Here is a 14,588-nt window from a genome sequence, read left to right on the forward strand (position 1 = left end):
ACTGGCGCCGCTGCGCGAGACGTTCACGATGTCGCGGCGCAGTGTCCGGCTGACCATGAGGGAAGTCGACGGGCTGCTGACCGCCCTCATCCTGCCCGTCATGATCATGCTGCTTTTCGTCTACCTGTTCGGTGGCGCGATCGAGACGCCGACCGAGCAGTACGTCGACTTCGTACTCCCCGGCGTGCTGCTGATGTGTACGGGATTCGTCTCCGCCCTCACTGCGACGAGCGTCACGCGGGACATGAGCGAGGGAATCATCGACCGCTTCCGTTCGATGGGAGTGTCCGGCGGATCGGTGCTGGCGGGGCACGTCGTCTCAAGCCTGGTGCGATGCGGCTGCGCGTCGGCGCTGATGCTGGCCACGGCGTTCCTGATCGGCTTCCGGTCGCAGGCCGGTGTGCTCGCGTGGGCCGGGACGGTCGGTGTGCTGATGATGTTCGTGCTCGCGGTCTCGTGGCTGGCGGCGGTGTTCGGGCTGCTGGCCAGGACGCCGGAGGGCGCCAGCGGATTCAGCTTCATGATCATGTTCCTGCCGTACGCGAGCAACGGCTTCGTACCGGTCGGATCCATGCCGGGCTGGGTGCAGAGCTTCGCGGCGAATCAGCCCGTGACCCCGGTCGTCGACACGCTGCGGGGCCTGCTGCACGGCACCCCGGTCGGGTCGGCGGCGTGGACGGCCGCCGCCTGGTGCGCGGGTATCACCGTGGTCTCGGTCGTGCTCAGCGTCGTGCTCTTCCGCCGTCGTACGGCCTGAGAGGCGGCGACCGCGGACTGCTCCGCGCCCGGACCGTACCGGTGGTCAGCCGGGGAAGCGGGCGGCCAGGCCGTCGACGATGGCGTGCAGGCCGGTCTCGAACGCGCCGTCGTCGACCCACCGTTGGTGTCTCGTCAGCAGATGCGCCTGGTCCAGGTGCGGGTAGTCGCCCTCGTACAGCGACGCGTCGCCGACGAAGCCGCGGGCGAACGAACCGAGTGCCGAGCCGGCCACGAAGTAGCGCATGAGCGCGCCGATATGGGTGGCCTGTGGCTTGGGCCAGCCCGCGTCCGTCATCCCGCCGAAGACCGCGTCGGCCATCCGCAACTGGCTGGGGCGCCGCCCCGGGCCCTGCGCCAGGAACGGCACGATGTTCGGGTGTGCGCCCAGAGCCGCACGGTAGGAGCGCGCCCACTCCACCAGCGCCTGCCGCCAGTCCGTCCCGTCGGTGAACATCGACACCTCGACCTGCGCGCAGACGGTGTCGGCGGCGGCGTCGAGGATCTCGTCCTTGTTGCGGAAATGGTTGTAGAGGGAGGGCCCGCTCACGCCGAGTTCGGCGGCGAGGCGCCTCGTGGAGACCGCCTGCAGCCCTTCCGCGTCCACGAGCGCCAGCGCGCACGCGACGATCCGCTCGCGGCTGAGCAGCGGCTTGGACGGTCTGGCCATGCGTTGAATGGTAGGGCCGCCGCGGCCGAAAACTAGCGCTGATCGTTTACCTCGACCGGTTCCCGAGATCCCGTCCCCCGCCCCATGACAGGCGCTCTAAGCATCTGCTCAGCCGTCGATGTATGGTGTTCGACCGGTCGACGAGAAGGGCACAGGCATGGCATCGCAAGCGGAACCCCAGGTCGCCGTGGCCGACGAGCCCTTCGAGGGGATCTCCCCGGACGCCGCCCGGCGGCTGCTGCTCGGTGCGGTGGAGGCGTTCGCGGAGCGCGGTTTCCACGCCACCACCACACGCGACATCGCGAGCCGCGCGGGCATGAGCCCCGCCGCGCTCTACATCCACTACAAGACCAAGGAAGAGCTCCTCTTCCAGATCAGCAAGGTCGGCCACGAGCGCTCCGTCGGCGTGCTGGCCGAGGCCGCGGACGGCGGCGGCGACGATGCCGAACGGCTGGCCCGCGCCGTGCTGTTCTTCGTGCGCTGGCACGCCGAGCACCACACCACCGCACGCGTCGTGCAGTACGAACTGGCCGCGCTCGGCGAGGAGCACTACGAGGAGATCGTCGGACTGCGGCGCCGCAGCGAGGAGATCCTCCGCGGCGTGCTGGAGAGCGGGGACGCCTCCGGCGAGTTCGAGGTCGCCGACATCCGCGGTACGACGCTCGCCGTGATGTCCCTCTGCATCGACGTCGCCCGTTGGTACAGCCCTTCGGGCCGCAGAACACCGGACGAGATCGGCACGCTCTACGCCGACCTCGTCCTGCGCATGGTCGCCCCGCAGGGTCCGCGGGGCGGCGAGGATGTCACCAGAAGTAGCGGCTGAGGGTCTCCGCGACGCACACCGGCTTGTCGCCGCCCTCCCGCTCGACCGTCACCTTGGCCGCGACCTGCACTCCGCCGCCGGCCTCGCTGACGTCGACGAGTTCCGCCCGTGCGCGCAGCCGTGAGCCGACCGGCACGGGCGCGGGGAAACGCACCTTGTTCACGCCGTAGTTGACGCCCATGCGGATCCCCTCCACGCGCATGATCTGCGGCAGCAGGTCGGGCAGCAGCGAGAGCGTCAGATAACCGTGCGCGATGGTCGTGCCGAAGGGGCCCTCCTTCGCGCGTGCCGGGTCCACGTGGATCCACTGATGGTCGCCCGTCGCGTCCGCGAACAGGTCGATCCGCTTCTGGTCGATCTCCAGCCAGTCGCTGACGCCGAGTTCCTGGCCGACCGCGGCCACCAGTTCGTCGGTCGAGGTGAAGACCCGGGGCTCCGCCATCCGTACAACCTCCCGCATACGTGTCGCGCGCCGCCAGCTGCTAAGCGCCCGCTCAGCATGCTGCGGTGTCGTCGCGTGTGTCAACGCCCGTAAGGGGCGGGAGGCCCTGTGCTGTTGTCGTGCCGCTGTGTCGTATCTGCGAGGGTCAGCCCTGCGAAGCGGCCATCGAGCCGAGTCCGGGGCGCAGCCCGCGGCCGCGGCCGGCAAGGCGGAAGACGTCCTTGCCGACGTCCTTGTCCATGGCGGTGATCATCCGGCGCAGCACGTCCGCAAGCCGCGGCGTGGGCGGCGTCGACGGGTCACAGGGAAGCAGCGACCTGCCGCCCCACGTCAGGCGGTGCCATTCGTCGTGCGGCGCCGGCTGTCTGATGCCGTGGCGCTTCTCGGCTCTGCGGCGCATCGCGACCTGCGACTCGTACTCCAGCCACACCGACCGCGCTTCCTCGAGCTCTTCGAGGGCGGCGATCAGCAGCGCCGGGTCGGGCTCGCGGTCGTCCGGGCGGAAGCCGGCGCGGGCACACAGGTGCTGCCACGTCGCGCGGTGCCCGTACGGGGCGAAGCGCTCCAGGCATTTGCGCAACGCCTGTCTGCGCTGGGAGGGCGCCCTGTCAGGGTCGCGTACCTGCTCTGCGAGGGCTCTGAAACCGGCCAATCATCCCACCTCCGACGGAGTGGACCCGACTCGTCGGCGATATGACGTAAGTGCCGCGCAATCGGATCCCCCCGTTGCGAAGTCATTTCTTTCAGGTTGTCCGGGCGTTCCGCTGCACCGGCCTTCCCGGGCCCGTGAACTACCCCCGCATCATGCGGGCACTCACCCCCGGCGGGAATTCTCACGTGGTTCTCATGACTTCTCACAGAACTCTCATCAGTCGTGAAGGCTTCGCAACGACGGGTTCCGGCGCGTGAGTCCGCGGTGGAGGAGCGCGGAGAAGATGTGCTCTCTGCCTGCACGAATACATGATCCGTTCCGGGCGCGTCAACGGCGCCGGGCACGCGGTCAGTTGATCCCGAAGCGTTCCCGTCGCGGCTTCCGCTCCGTGTCCCGCGAGTAATAACGGCCGTAGGGTGAAGAGGAAACCACCGGGTGGACGGGGAGATGATCACCATGGCGGATGAGAAGTCCGGACCCGGCCCGTACCTGCCGGCCGAGATCGACACGTCGGTGCCTCATTCGGCCCGGATATGGAACTACTGGCTGGGTGGCAAGGACAACTATCCGGTCGACGCGGAGGCCGGTGACGAGTTCGCGAAGACGTTTCCCGGAATCGTCGACGCCGCCCGCGGCTCCCGCTGCTTCCTCGCCCGCGCCGTGCGCCATCTCGTGGGCGGCGCCGGAATCCGCCAGTTCCTCGATGTCGGCACCGGGCTGCCCACGGGTGACAACACGCACGAGATCGCGCAGTCCGTCGCCCGCGCCTCCCGCGTCGTGTACGTGGACAACGACCCCCTGGTGCTCGCGCACGCCCAGGCACTGCTGACCTCCACGCCCGAGGGCGCCACCGACTACATCGACGCCGACGTCCGCGACCCGGAGGCGATCCTCGAAGCCGCGTCCAGGACGCTGGACTTCGGGCGTCCCGTCGGCCTGATGATGCTCGGGATCATGGGGCACGTCCCCGACGACGCACTGGCCGGGTCGCTCGTGGCCCGTCTGCTGGACGCCCTGCCGCCCGGCAGCCATCTCACGCTCAGCGACGGCACCGACATCAGCGCCGCCCGTCAGGCCGCCCACGAGAAGTACAACAGCAGCGGCGCCGTCCCCTACCACCTGCGCAGCCCCGCGGAGTTGGGACACTTCTTCGACGGTCTCGAACTGCTGGAGCCGGGCCTTGTCCCCGTGACGCAGTGGCGACCCGACCGCATGCCCTTCCCGGTGACTCCCGTCACTACATACGGGGGAGTCGGCCGCAAGACCTGACCGCTGCTGCGGGCGCCGAGCGGTGAACGCCCCTGGTCAGGAACGCGGCGTGGCGCTTCCGTGCGGCGTCGGCGCCGTCTTCGCGCCGGCCTCCTCCCGTATCCGGGCCCCGGTCCTCCTCTTCCCCCGGCCATACCGACTGGTTAGTCTGCCGCCGCGGGGAGAGCCGGAGTGAGAGTGCGAAGGGGAGTTGCGGGGATGGAGTCTTTGCGCGACAGCACAGTGGTCGTCACGGGCGGGGGCGGCGGTATCGGGGCGGCTCTGGCCCGCCGTTTCGCCGCCGAGGGCGCCCGGGTCGCCGTCAACGACCTCGACGCCGCCAAGGCCGGAGCCGTCGCCGAGGAGATCGGCGCCATCGCGGTGCCCGGCGACGCCTCGTCGATCGTGCCGGTCGCCCGCGAAGCGCTCGGCGGCACGATCGACACCTTCTGCGCCAACGCGGGCGTGGGGCACAGCGGCGGCCCGGAGGCGGGCGAAGAGCTGTGGGAGAACGCCTGGGACGTCAATGTGATGGCGCACGTACGGGCGGCGCGCGAGCTGGTGCCCGGCTGGCTGGAGCAGGGCCGGGGGCGGTTCGTCGCGACGGTCTCGGCGGCCGGGCTGCTCACCATGCTCGGCTCCGCTCCCTACAGCGTGACCAAGCACGCCGCGCTCGCCTTCGCCGAGTGGCTCGCGGTGACCTACAAGCACCGCGGCATCGATGTGCACGCCGTGTGCCCGCAGGGCGTACGCACCGACATGCTCGCCTCGACCGGAACCGCCGGTGACCTGGTGCTCGCCGAGACCGCAATCGAACCGGAAGCCGTCGCCGACTCCCTCTTCGAGGCGATGCGCTCACGGCGCTTCCTCGTACTGCCGCACCCCGAGACCGCGGGCTTCTACGCGGCACGCGCGGGCGATCCCGACCACTGGCTGGGCGGCATGAACAAGATGCAGCGGAAGCTGGAGTCCCTCCTCGCCCAGGAGGCCCAGGGGGCACAGGCACCGGACGCAGCCGGGCAACAGGACGCCGCTGCGGTCGTGACCGGCGGCGCCGAAGCCTCGAAGGGGACGGCACGTTGACCGTGACGTACGAGGACAAGCCGTGGCTGAAGCAGCTCAACGACGTGCAGCGCGCCCCCGTGCAACCGCCGGAGACGGTGCTGCACGCCTTCCGCGAAGCCGTACGCACGGTCCCCGACCGCACCGCCCTGGCCTACTTCGACGGCCGCGTCAGCTACCGCGAGGCAGATGCCCTCTCGGACGGCGTGGCCGCGCATCTCGCCGCACGGGGCTTCCAGCACGGTGACCGGCTGGCGCTGATGCTGCAGAACAGCCCGCACTTCGTCCTCGCGCTGCTGGGTGCGTGGAAGGCGGGCGCGGTGGTGGTGCCCGTGAACCCCATGTACAAGGCCGGCGAAGTCGCACACGTGCTCCACGACGCCGACGTGACGGCGCTGGTGTGCGACGAGAGGGCCTGGGAGCCGTATCTGCGGGCCACGGCCGCCGATTCGCCCGTACGCATGGTGCTGACCGCCTGCGAACGGGGCCTGCAGTCGCGGGACGACCCGCGTGTACTGGGCTTCGAGCGAGTCGCGTCAGCCGGCGACGCGGACGACCTGCTCACGGTCGCGCGGGCCGGCGGCCCCTCCCCGCGCGGACGTGAACTGACCGGCGGCGACACGGCGTTGATCAGCTACACCTCCGGCACCAGCGGGGCCCCCAAGGGCGCCATGAACACCCACGCCAACATCGCCTACAACGCCGAGCGTCAGCACACCGGCCTCCAACTGCCCGACGGCGCCTGCATCTTCGTCCTCGCGCCGCTGTTCCACATCACCGGCATGGTCTGCGAGCTGTCCGCCTGCGTCGTCGGCCGCGGCACGCTCGCTCTCGCGTACCGCTTCGAGGCCGGCGTCGTACTGGACGCGTTCCTGGAGCACCGCCCGGCCTACACCGTCGGCCCGTCCACCGCCTACATGGCGCTGGCCGCGCACCCGCAGGCCACACGGGATCACTTCGCCTCCTTCCGCCATCTCTCCTCGGGCGGTGCGCCGCTGCCGCCCGCGCTGGTGGAGAAGTTCGCCGCGGGCTTCGGCCCGTATCTGAGCAACGGCTACGGGCTCACCGAGTGCACCGCGCCCTGCGCGTCGGTGCCGCCGGGGCGGCAGGCACCCGTCGACCCGGAGTCGGGCACGCTGGCGGTGGGGGTGCCCGGGCCGGACACGGTCGTACGCATAGTCGACGACGAGGGCAGCCCCGTACCGCTGGGGGAGCACGGCGAGATCACCGTACGAGGACCACAGGTCGTGCCCGGGTACTGGCGCAGGCCGGAGGAGTCCGCCGCGGCGGTGCCCGACGGTGAACTGCGCACCGGCGACATCGGGTTCATGGACGCCGACGGCTGGCTCTACGTCGTCGACCGCAAGAAGGACATGATCAACGCCTCCGGTTTCAAGGTCTGGCCGCGCGAGGTCGAAGACGTCCTCTACGGTCATCCCGCCGTGCGGGAGGCGGCAGTCGTGGGTGTCGGGGACGACTACCGCGGCGAGTCGGTCAAGGCGTACGTCAGCCTCCGTCCAGGCACGGCGGCCGTGCCGCAGGAGCTGATCGGCCACTGCAAGGAGCGGCTGGCGGCGTACAAGTACCCGCGCGAGGTCGAGATCCTGGACGACCTGCCCAAGACGACCAGTGGGAAGATCCTCCGGCGGGAACTGCGTTCCCGTGGTGACAGCGGCAAATGACGAAACGGCGGCGGTCGGCGCGGAGTACGCGGTGAGCGGGCGCACTGAGAGAGGCAGGTGAGGGCACATGGCCACATCTGGAACGGCGCCCCGCACCGGCGCCCACGGCAGGAGAGGTGCAGGCGGCACGGCTCATGACACGGCCGCGGACACCGCTCCGGCCCCCGCCCCCGTGCCGCAGCGGCTGATGGCCGCCGCCACGCGGCTGTTCTCCGAGCGGGGCTACGACCGTACGTCCGTGCAGGAGATAGTCGAGGCGGCGGGGGTCACCAAGGGGGCCCTCTACCACTACTTCGGGTCCAAGGACGATCTGCTGCACGAGATCTACGGGCGTCTGCTCCGGCTCCAGCAGGACCGCCTGGACTCCTATGCCGACGCGCAGGAGCCCGTCGAGGAGCGGCTGCGACGGGCCGCCGCCGACGTCGTCGTCACCACCATCGAGAACCTCGACGACGCACTGATCTTCTTCCGCTCCATGCACCAGCTCAGCCCCGAGAAGCAGAAGCAGGTGCGGGCGGAACGCCGCCGCTACCACGAGCGCTTCCGCGACCTGGTCGCCGAGGGGCAGCGCAGCGGGGTGTTCAACTCGGCCACGCCCGCGGACCTGGTCGTGGACTACCACTTCGGCTCCGTCCACCACCTGAGCACCTGGTACAGGCCCGAGGGGCGGCTCGGAGCGCAGGAGGTCGCGGACCATCTCGCGGACCTGCTGCTGCGGGCGCTGCGGCCCTGACCGCCGCGCGGTTCTGCGGGAGGGTCTTGCACTGCCGCGCGGATGGGTATGAGCGTGCACCCGGGCCCGTACGCACGCGGGCGCGTACGCGGCCAGAGACGGGAGGCCCGAGGCCGGCGGCCGTCGCCGGACGACGGCGGCGGACCACGAGACGAGCGAAGAACAATCAGGCAACTACGTTCCGGAGGTAGCACCGGTGAAGGCATGGCGCGTCCACAAGAACGGCGAGCCGCGCGAGGTGATGCGGCTGGAGGACATCCCCGACCCCGAACCCGGCGCGGGCGAGGTGCTCGTACGGGTGCGCGCCGCCGCCGTCAACTTCCCCGACGCGCTGCTGTGCCGGGGCGAATACCAGGTCAAGCCGCCGTTCCCGTTCACGCCCGGCGTGGAGCTGTGCGGCGAGGTCCTCGCCGTGGGCGAGGGCGCGGAGGGCATCCCGGCGGGCGGAGCCCCCGCCGCCGGTGACCGCGTCATCGCCGTGCCGGCCCTGCCCATGGGCGGATTCGCGGAACGTACGCTCGTCAGCGCGGCCGGCGTTCGCAAGGCCCCCGAGGCGCTGGACGACGCCGAGGCCGCCGCGCTCCACATCGGCTACCAGACGGGCTGGTTCGGGCTGCACCGCCGGGCCCGGCTCCAGCCCGGCGAGACGCTGCTCGTGCACGCGGCGGCGGGCGGCGTGGGCAGCGCGGCCGTACAGCTCGGCAAGGCTGCGGGCGCCCGCGTCATCGGCGTCGTGGGCGGCAAGTCCAAGGCGGAGACGGCGCGAGAGCTGGGCTGCGACGTGGTCGTGGACCGGCGCGAGGACGACATCGTGGCCGCCGTGAAGGACGCCACGGAAGGCCGCGGCGCGGACGTCGTCTACGACCCGGTCGGCGGCGACGCCTATGCGAAGTCGGTCAAGTGCATCGCCTTCGAGGGCCGCATCGTCGTGGTCGGCTTCGCGAGCGGCGCCGTGCCGACGCCGGGCCTCAACCACGCGCTGATCAAGAACTACTCGGTCCTGGGCCTCCACTGGGGCCTGTACAACACCAAGGACCCTGCGGCCGTCCAGGCCTGCCACGAGGAACTGACCGCGCTCGCCGCGGACGGCAAGGTCAAGCCGCACATCAGCGAGCGGCTCCCGCTGGATGAGGGCGCGAACGCGGTCCAGCGCGTCTTCGACGGCATCACGACGGGGCGCGTGGTCATCCAGCCGTGAGCGGGGTCGTCCGTGAGCGGGGTCGTCGCGCGGACAGCGGGGGCCGGCCCGGGACTTGGGCCGGCCCTGTCCGGCGTCATTCCATCGCCACGTGGAGGCCCATTCTGTCAGCGCCCGCGTTCCCCTCGACGTCGATCGTGATCCCGGACCACTTGCCGTCGGGGAGGTCGAGAGCAGGCTTGGTCTTCTCACCGATCCTGTTGTTGCCGTCGAAGGGATAGAGGTCGTCGGCATCGCCGCGGTTTCCTCCGCCGAAGATCGTCTGGAGGTCGTCCTCGCCGTCGGCCTGCAGCAGCCGGATGGCGAGGCGCTCCTCGTCGTTCACGTTGTCGATCGACTCGTCGACGACGTAGACGGCGACACCCTCGTCCGGCAGGAAGGCGTCCTGCCCCTGCCGTCTCCGGTACTCGGCGACGAGGTACTGCGAGTCGGACATCCTCTCCTCGTTGCGGATGAAGGCCACGTCCCCGCCCTCGGCCGTCGGTGCCAACTCGATGTCCTTCGTCGGCTCGTTCACGACCTTCGGCTCGACCCATCCGTGGAACATGCGCAGCATGCCATTGGGGAAGCCAGGAGTCAGGCCGCTGTTGCACCATGTACCGGAGGCCATCAGGCAGTAGTTGCCGAGACCGGCCGAGACGGTCGTCTTGCGCCGCCCGGTGTCGTAGAAGTCGGCCCACCGCGCGGCCAGATGCCCCCACTCATGGGCGCAGACACCGACGGCGCAGTCCTCAGGAACGGTGAGGAATGTTTCTGCCGTCATGTGCGGAGTGACCCTGAGCTCTTCGGGGATCGTCCACTTCAGGCTCCACAAGTCGCCGCTCTCAGTGGTCTCTTCAGCCCCACGGCCGGCATGGATGATGAAGAGAGCCGTGACGGTCCCTTCGCCGAGGGCGTCGAAATCGGCGAAGTCGACCCCCGAATCCATGGCGGCCCGCACGGCGTCGCGCGCCAGGCCCTGCGCGTTGCGCGGGAAATTCTCGCCCATACCTGAGTGAGCATCCGCGTAGAAGGAAAGGGGATGCGGCATGCGGAACCAGCCGTGCACCTCGCCCTGGATGTCGATGCCCGAGCCGGAGCTCGCGTCGAAGCCGCTCACCTGGCGGTAGTAGTCGCGCATGCTGCCCGTGGGGAAATTCCCGTCGCCGAACAGCATCGTCTCGTAGTGACCTGGACCGCGATCCGCGCCGTGCGGGCGGTCGGGGAAGTCGACGAGCAGCACCATGGTCCGCACAACGCCCTTCAGCGCTGTGTCGGGCCGGCTGATGGGCTGGGGGTCACCGCTCGGTCCTTCGGTCCTTGCTCCGTCGTCGAGGCCGATGAAGTTCTCGCTGCGCCTGCTTGCGAGCCAGACGGCGAAGTACTGGTCGAATGTCACTCCTTCAACCAGCCTGTGCGAACGCTGCAGTTCGAGGAACCGGTTGTACAAGTCGGTGACTGCCTGGGGCGACGGAGGTACTGGGCAGATGTCCGCAGCCGAGGCCCGATTCCGCTGGGGACGGATCATGTCCTTCATCATGATCTCCTTTATCAGCGTATTTGCTCCACTTGTCATTCGCCAATTCGCCGGCGAGGGGTTACGCGGCGAGAACTGCACTGCCAAGGCCGAATGTGACTTCGCAGCGCCATCGCCCCAGTACGGGCTTTTCAGTGGTTCCATCGGGCCGAGCTCCGCAGCGGGCAGGAACACTTCCCGGAACAGCGCATCGCGAGCCTTGACCGCTCTTCATAGTCAATCGATTTTCGAGTGTTGACACCGTGCAGAAAGACGATCGGCATGGTGGCCTCCATGGGGGCACTCAAGAATGTCACAAACATGCAGATCTCTATGTTGAGTGATGGACGACCCGATATCGAAACGCTTGGCTGAAAGAGCCTTCGCCTCCAGAGTAGACCCTCGTACGGCCCGTCAGGACAAAGGCCGCACGATGCCGGTCCCGGCCGGACCGGACAGCGGCGGATCCGTTTCTCAGAGGGTCGCCAAGGCGATTACTGCGGAGGGGAACTCAAGAACCTCACGGCAGGTTGGGGGTTTCGGCGGCACCACGGCGTGCCGCGTGACCATCCGGCCTGAACGGCCCGTCGCGCGGGGCGGAGGGGAGAGCCCGGCCTCAAGGCGGTTGCCCGCCTTCGTAAACTGCGCTGCGTGCACGGACGGGCGAGCCACGACCGGGGCACCCCGCGGATGTCGAGATCCGACTGGTGGGGTGTGACGCTTGAGGCCCCCGACCCGCATGCTCTCGCACGCTTCTACTCGCAGCTCGTGGGCTGGCAGATCGTCAAGGAAGGCCCTGACGAGGCCTTCATCGCGCCCCCCGAGGGAGTGGCGTACATCGCGTTCCAGACCGCACACGGGTACGTACCTCCGGTCTGGCCGGCCGAAGACGGTGCGCAGCGGATGATGATGCATCTCGAATTCGAGGTCGTCGACCTGCGAGCGGCCGTCGCTCACGCGGTCGAGCTCGGCGCCTCCGAAGCAGCTCATCAGCCTCAGCAGAACGTCAGGGTGATGATCGATCCGGCTGGACACCCTTTCTGTCTCTACGTGGACGATGAGGGGTGAACATCTCCAGGGCCGCAGCTGCTTCGCCTGCCTGTCAGACGGTTGCCACGGCGAGGACAGTCGAGCCCGGGAGACGCAGAAGCGGGCGTGAGCGCAGGTAGCGATTGCTCAGGTGGTCGGCGTCCAGGATGGTGACCGTGCTGAAGCCCGCGTCGCGCAGCATCGAATCGGCCTGGGCGGCCGTGTAGCAGGCGAGAACGGGTTCATGGGCGTCCTCGACGGCCGCCACGGCGCTTCTGCTGACGGCTGCGGACAGCTCGTCGTCCAACTCCCGTGCGGGAAGCACGAAGTTGACGACCAGCGTCGTACCCGGGCGCCGCGAAGCGATGGCACGCAGAGTCGTCTCCGTCGCCGTTCGGGGCAGATACATCGTCACGCCGAGCCAGTTCCAGGTGGCGAGTGAGGGGGTCTCGATATCGTGGAGGGCGGTCACCGACAGGTCGACGGGCACGAACCGGAGATTCGGCGGCTCTGCCATGCGCATCCGCCGCAGCGAGGCACGCTTCCATGCCTGCGTGTCCGGATGGTCCAGCTCCCAGATGCCGAACTCGCCCGCGCGGGCGTGCCGCCAGGCGAAGGTGTCGAGACCCGCGCCGAGGAGAACGTACTCGCGACGCCCCACGGCCAGCCCTTCGACGGCGATGTCTTCGGCCAGCCGCGCCCGTACGGCGTGACCCACCCGCCAGGGGCGACGCACCTCGGGCGTCCAGCGTGCCATGGAGGTCTCCAACCGCCCCACGTCACCGCTGTCGAGGAGCGACGCCGAGACGGTGTCCTCCAGCACCCACGGCGGCTCGTCCTCGTGGACGTGAGCCGCTCTCAGCAGCGCGCTTCCCATCGCCGACAGGCTCGCCCGGCCAGGCTCCATCCCGTACACCCTTCCTGTTCCGGCTCGCGACGTACGTCACCGTGCTCCGCCAACGGATATGCGGCGGCTACGTGTTGCTCTTCCGGCGGGCGCTCAGCCAGCGCAGGGAGGACAGACCCAGCCCGGACATCATCCGCACAAGCCGCGGGTCCGCCGCCGAGTCCGCCGAGCAGGCCGCGGCCAGGAGGAATCCCGCCTGTGCGGAGATGAGGACGTCCACCGCTTCGGGCTCGACGCCGTGGAGCAGCGGGTGGCGTGCGGCGAAGGGCTCCGGGTCGATGCCGCTGAGCGCCACGCTGCCGAGCAGCATCACAAGGTCCGCGTGGGCAGGGCCGGTCCAGGCATGTGCCCAGTCGACGAACACGGCGCGGCCGTCCCTAAGCAGGACGTTGAACGGGTACAGATCCCCGTGCGTCAGTGTTCCGCCACTGGTGGCCTCCGCAAGGTGCGCCTCCAGCGACAGATGCAGGTCCAGATCCTCCGCGGCTCCGGGAGCGGCCGACGACAACTTCGCCTCCGCCCGCGCATCACCGGCGAGGCGTGCCCAGCCGCCCAATCGCGGTGCGGCGGGGGCCATTTCGGGCTGTGGTGCCGGGGTCAGCCGTTCGGCCAGGCCGGTCACGGCGTCGAGTACGCGTGCCAATTCGGGTTCACGCCAGGGCTGTCCGGGGAGTTCCCCGTCGACGTACTCGAAGACCAACGCCACCCACTCGCCGTCGTCATGCGAACCCAGCAGCCGCGGCGCCGGCACCCCGGACGGCAGCCCGCCCGCCACCACGGCCTCGCGCCGGTGGAAGGCGCCCTCCGCGGGGGCGGTCGTCACGTCGGCGGCCTTCGCGAACGCCCTGCGCCCGTCGCTCAACTCCAGCCGCGCGGCGATGCCTTCGGAGAACCCGCCCGGCAGGCTCGCGGCGGCGGTCACCCTGCCGCAGAGCACCTCCTCGACCCCTGCCGTCACGGACCGCGGCAGGCTGCTCCACGGCTTGCGCCTGCTGCCCGTGTGCACGGGCGGCGATACGCGGATGCCGTGGGATCTGCTGCAGTCGGACACCGGGACTCCCGACTCCCCGCGGGGCGAGGTGGGGGCGGATAATGCGAGGCGCTGGTCCGGGGGAGTCCTCTTCCCCCGGACCAGCCCCTTACGTCAGACCGTCTGGCCGTCTGAACGTCTGGCCCATCAGACCGTCAGGCCATGGCGTATCAGGCCGAGGCCAGGCTGAACCGCTGCGTCTCGGGGTCGATCTCGAGAATGCGGACCGAGACGCGGGTGCCTGCGGGCCAGGACTCCTGGTACGCGAGGCCGGTGACGCCTTCGTACTCGACGAAGGAGCCGAAGGGCACTTCCTGTGTGACCACGCCTTCGATGACGTCACCGGCCTGGTGACGGTCGAGGAATTCCTGCCAGCTCATGAACTCACCTCCTTCACATCACGAGTGGCTGTACGTGTGCTGTACGCGCTTCTCGTGACGGGGGCGGGCCTCTCGCCCGCGCGGTGATCAAACGCCGGCCGGGTACCCGATCTGTGTGCGGCCCACGGCCGACCCGGCAGTCATGCGAATGACCTTAGCGGATGCGGCACTTGCCGGGGAACACGCGACCGCGGACTACTCACGGGGTAAGGGCCCGCATCGCAGCCACGGGAAGGATCCCAGTCCTCCGCGTCGCAGAGCGGCGCGGCCTCCAGGACGGGGAGTTCCATCGTGTCCGAATCCACCACCACGCGCGCGCACGTGCGGGAGCTGCGCCGCCGCATGGGGGGGGAGGGCGAACCGCAGCGCATCGCCGAGCTGTATACCGAGACCCTGTGCCGACCGAGGCGAATCGCCTCGATCGCGGTCCCGACCCGCGAGTCGCGAATCGACGGTCCAGGCCGCCGCTCTTGAGTGAATT

General features: G+C 69.7%; 16 protein-coding genes. 9 read left to right on the forward strand and 7 right to left on the reverse strand.

Features of this window, described 5'->3' with window-relative positions; all coding sequences use genetic code 11:
• Positions 1-10: 10 nt before the first annotated feature.
• Positions 11-757: an ABC transporter permease gene (locus ACSMXX_RS27145; RefSeq protein ID WP_473185002.1), complete on the forward strand. Its 747-nt coding sequence runs from the start codon at positions 11-13 to the stop codon at positions 755-757.
• A 45-nt stretch (positions 758-802) separates the two neighbouring features.
• Here the strand turns inward: ACSMXX_RS27145 and ACSMXX_RS27150 are convergent, their stop codons facing one another.
• Complete coding sequence (locus ACSMXX_RS27150; protein WP_473181297.1) at positions 803-1,426, reverse strand: TetR/AcrR family transcriptional regulator; 624 nt, start codon at positions 1,424-1,426, stop codon at positions 803-805.
• A 157-nt stretch (positions 1,427-1,583) separates the two neighbouring features.
• Here ACSMXX_RS27150 and ACSMXX_RS27155 point away from each other — a divergent pair, with 157 nt between their 5' ends.
• The gene (locus tag ACSMXX_RS27155) at positions 1,584-2,249 is read left to right on the forward strand and encodes a TetR/AcrR family transcriptional regulator (protein ID WP_473181298.1); all 666 of its coding nucleotides are present in this window, start codon (positions 1,584-1,586) and stop codon (positions 2,247-2,249) included.
• Here the strand turns inward: ACSMXX_RS27155 and ACSMXX_RS27160 are convergent.
• Complete coding sequence (locus ACSMXX_RS27160) at positions 2,230-2,691, reverse strand: MaoC family dehydratase (RefSeq protein ID WP_473181299.1); 462 nt, start codon at positions 2,689-2,691, stop codon at positions 2,230-2,232. The two genes, ACSMXX_RS27155 and ACSMXX_RS27160, sit on opposite strands and share 20 nt — an antisense overlap.
• A gap of 145 nt (positions 2,692-2,836) precedes the next feature.
• Complete coding sequence (locus tag ACSMXX_RS27165; RefSeq protein ID WP_473181300.1) at positions 2,837-3,343, reverse strand: hypothetical protein; 507 nt, start codon at positions 3,341-3,343, stop codon at positions 2,837-2,839.
• Between the two features lie 456 nt (positions 3,344-3,799).
• On the opposite strand from ACSMXX_RS27165, the gene ACSMXX_RS27170 reads away from it, so the two are divergent.
• The 5 genes from ACSMXX_RS27170 to ACSMXX_RS27190 all read left to right on the forward strand — a co-directional run bounded on the left by ACSMXX_RS27170 (position 3,800) and on the right by ACSMXX_RS27190 (position 9,266).
• Positions 3,800-4,612 carry an SAM-dependent methyltransferase gene (locus ACSMXX_RS27170; protein WP_473185003.1) on the forward strand — a complete coding sequence of 271 codons (813 nt, stop codon included), beginning with the start codon at positions 3,800-3,802 and terminating at the stop codon, positions 4,610-4,612.
• Positions 4,613-4,810: 198 nt separating this feature from the next.
• Positions 4,811-5,674: an SDR family NAD(P)-dependent oxidoreductase gene (locus tag ACSMXX_RS27175; RefSeq protein ID WP_473181301.1), complete on the forward strand. Its 864-nt coding sequence runs from the start codon at positions 4,811-4,813 to the stop codon at positions 5,672-5,674.
• Positions 5,675-5,676: 2 nt separating this feature from the next.
• Positions 5,677-7,335: an AMP-binding protein gene (locus ACSMXX_RS27180; protein WP_473185004.1), complete on the forward strand. Its 1,659-nt coding sequence runs from the start codon at positions 5,677-5,679 to the stop codon at positions 7,333-7,335.
• Between the two features lie 187 nt (positions 7,336-7,522).
• The gene (locus ACSMXX_RS27185; RefSeq protein WP_473185005.1) at positions 7,523-8,068 is read left to right on the forward strand and encodes a TetR/AcrR family transcriptional regulator; all 546 of its coding nucleotides are present in this window, start codon (positions 7,523-7,525) and stop codon (positions 8,066-8,068) included.
• 196 nt (positions 8,069-8,264) lie between these two features.
• Complete coding sequence (locus ACSMXX_RS27190) at positions 8,265-9,266, forward strand: NADPH:quinone oxidoreductase family protein (protein ID WP_473181302.1); 1,002 nt, start codon at positions 8,265-8,267, stop codon at positions 9,264-9,266.
• Positions 9,267-9,342: 76 nt separating this feature from the next.
• On the opposite strand, the gene ACSMXX_RS27195 is transcribed toward ACSMXX_RS27190, so the two are convergent.
• On the reverse strand, positions 9,343-10,785 hold the full coding sequence (locus tag ACSMXX_RS27195) for a M6 family metalloprotease domain-containing protein (RefSeq protein WP_473181303.1): 1,443 nt from the start codon (positions 10,783-10,785) through the stop codon (positions 9,343-9,345).
• A gap of 627 nt (positions 10,786-11,412) precedes the next feature.
• On the opposite strand from ACSMXX_RS27195, the gene ACSMXX_RS27200 reads away from it, so the two are divergent.
• Positions 11,413-11,829: a VOC family protein gene (locus tag ACSMXX_RS27200; RefSeq protein ID WP_473181304.1), complete on the forward strand. Its 417-nt coding sequence runs from the start codon at positions 11,413-11,415 to the stop codon at positions 11,827-11,829.
• Between the two features lie 34 nt (positions 11,830-11,863).
• Here the strand turns inward: ACSMXX_RS27200 and ACSMXX_RS27205 are convergent, their stop codons facing one another.
• The 3 genes from ACSMXX_RS27205 to ACSMXX_RS27215 form a co-directional block, all read right to left on the reverse strand.
• On the reverse strand, positions 11,864-12,697 hold the full coding sequence (locus ACSMXX_RS27205) for a class I SAM-dependent methyltransferase (RefSeq protein WP_473181305.1): 834 nt from the start codon (positions 12,695-12,697) through the stop codon (positions 11,864-11,866).
• Between the two features lie 67 nt (positions 12,698-12,764).
• The gene (locus ACSMXX_RS27210) at positions 12,765-13,748 is read right to left on the reverse strand and encodes an aminoglycoside phosphotransferase family protein (protein WP_473181306.1); all 984 of its coding nucleotides are present in this window, start codon (positions 13,746-13,748) and stop codon (positions 12,765-12,767) included.
• Positions 13,749-13,897: 149 nt separating this feature from the next.
• Positions 13,898-14,107 carry a S1 RNA-binding domain-containing protein gene (locus ACSMXX_RS27215; protein ID WP_473181307.1) on the reverse strand — a complete coding sequence of 70 codons (210 nt, stop codon included), beginning with the start codon at positions 14,105-14,107 and terminating at the stop codon, positions 13,898-13,900.
• A 291-nt stretch (positions 14,108-14,398) separates the two neighbouring features.
• On the opposite strand from ACSMXX_RS27215, the gene ACSMXX_RS27220 reads away from it, so the two are divergent.
• The gene (locus ACSMXX_RS27220; protein WP_473181308.1) at positions 14,399-14,581 is read left to right on the forward strand and encodes a hypothetical protein; all 183 of its coding nucleotides are present in this window, start codon (positions 14,399-14,401) and stop codon (positions 14,579-14,581) included.
• Positions 14,582-14,588: the final 7 nt, after the last annotated feature.

Source organism: Streptomyces sp. DSM 116795, assembly GCF_055792905.1.

What these genes read in the sequence shown, in the direction of transcription:
- ACSMXX_RS27150 (WP_473181297.1), bottom strand. Translation starts at nt 1,426, where the DNA reads ATGGCCAGACCGTCCAAGCCGCTGCTCAGCCGCGAGCGGATCGTCGCG.
- ACSMXX_RS27155 (WP_473181298.1), top strand. Translation starts at nt 1,584, where the DNA reads ATGGCATCGCAAGCGGAACCCCAGGTCGCCGTGGCCGACGAGCCCTTC.
- ACSMXX_RS27160 (WP_473181299.1), bottom strand. Translation starts at nt 2,691, where the DNA reads ATGGCGGAGCCCCGGGTCTTCACCTCGACCGACGAACTGGTGGCCGCG.
- ACSMXX_RS27170 (WP_473185003.1), top strand. Translation starts at nt 3,800, where the DNA reads ATGGCGGATGAGAAGTCCGGACCCGGCCCGTACCTGCCGGCCGAGATC.
- ACSMXX_RS27175 (WP_473181301.1), top strand. Translation starts at nt 4,811, where the DNA reads ATGGAGTCTTTGCGCGACAGCACAGTGGTCGTCACGGGCGGGGGCGGC.
- ACSMXX_RS27185 (WP_473185005.1), top strand. Translation starts at nt 7,523, where the DNA reads ATGGCCGCCGCCACGCGGCTGTTCTCCGAGCGGGGCTACGACCGTACG.
- ACSMXX_RS27195 (WP_473181303.1), bottom strand. Translation starts at nt 10,785, where the DNA reads ATGATGAAGGACATGATCCGTCCCCAGCGGAATCGGGCCTCGGCTGCG.
- ACSMXX_RS27205 (WP_473181305.1), bottom strand. Translation starts at nt 12,697, where the DNA reads ATGGAGCCTGGCCGGGCGAGCCTGTCGGCGATGGGAAGCGCGCTGCTG.
- ACSMXX_RS27215 (WP_473181307.1), bottom strand. Translation starts at nt 14,107, where the DNA reads ATGAGCTGGCAGGAATTCCTCGACCGTCACCAGGCCGGTGACGTCATC.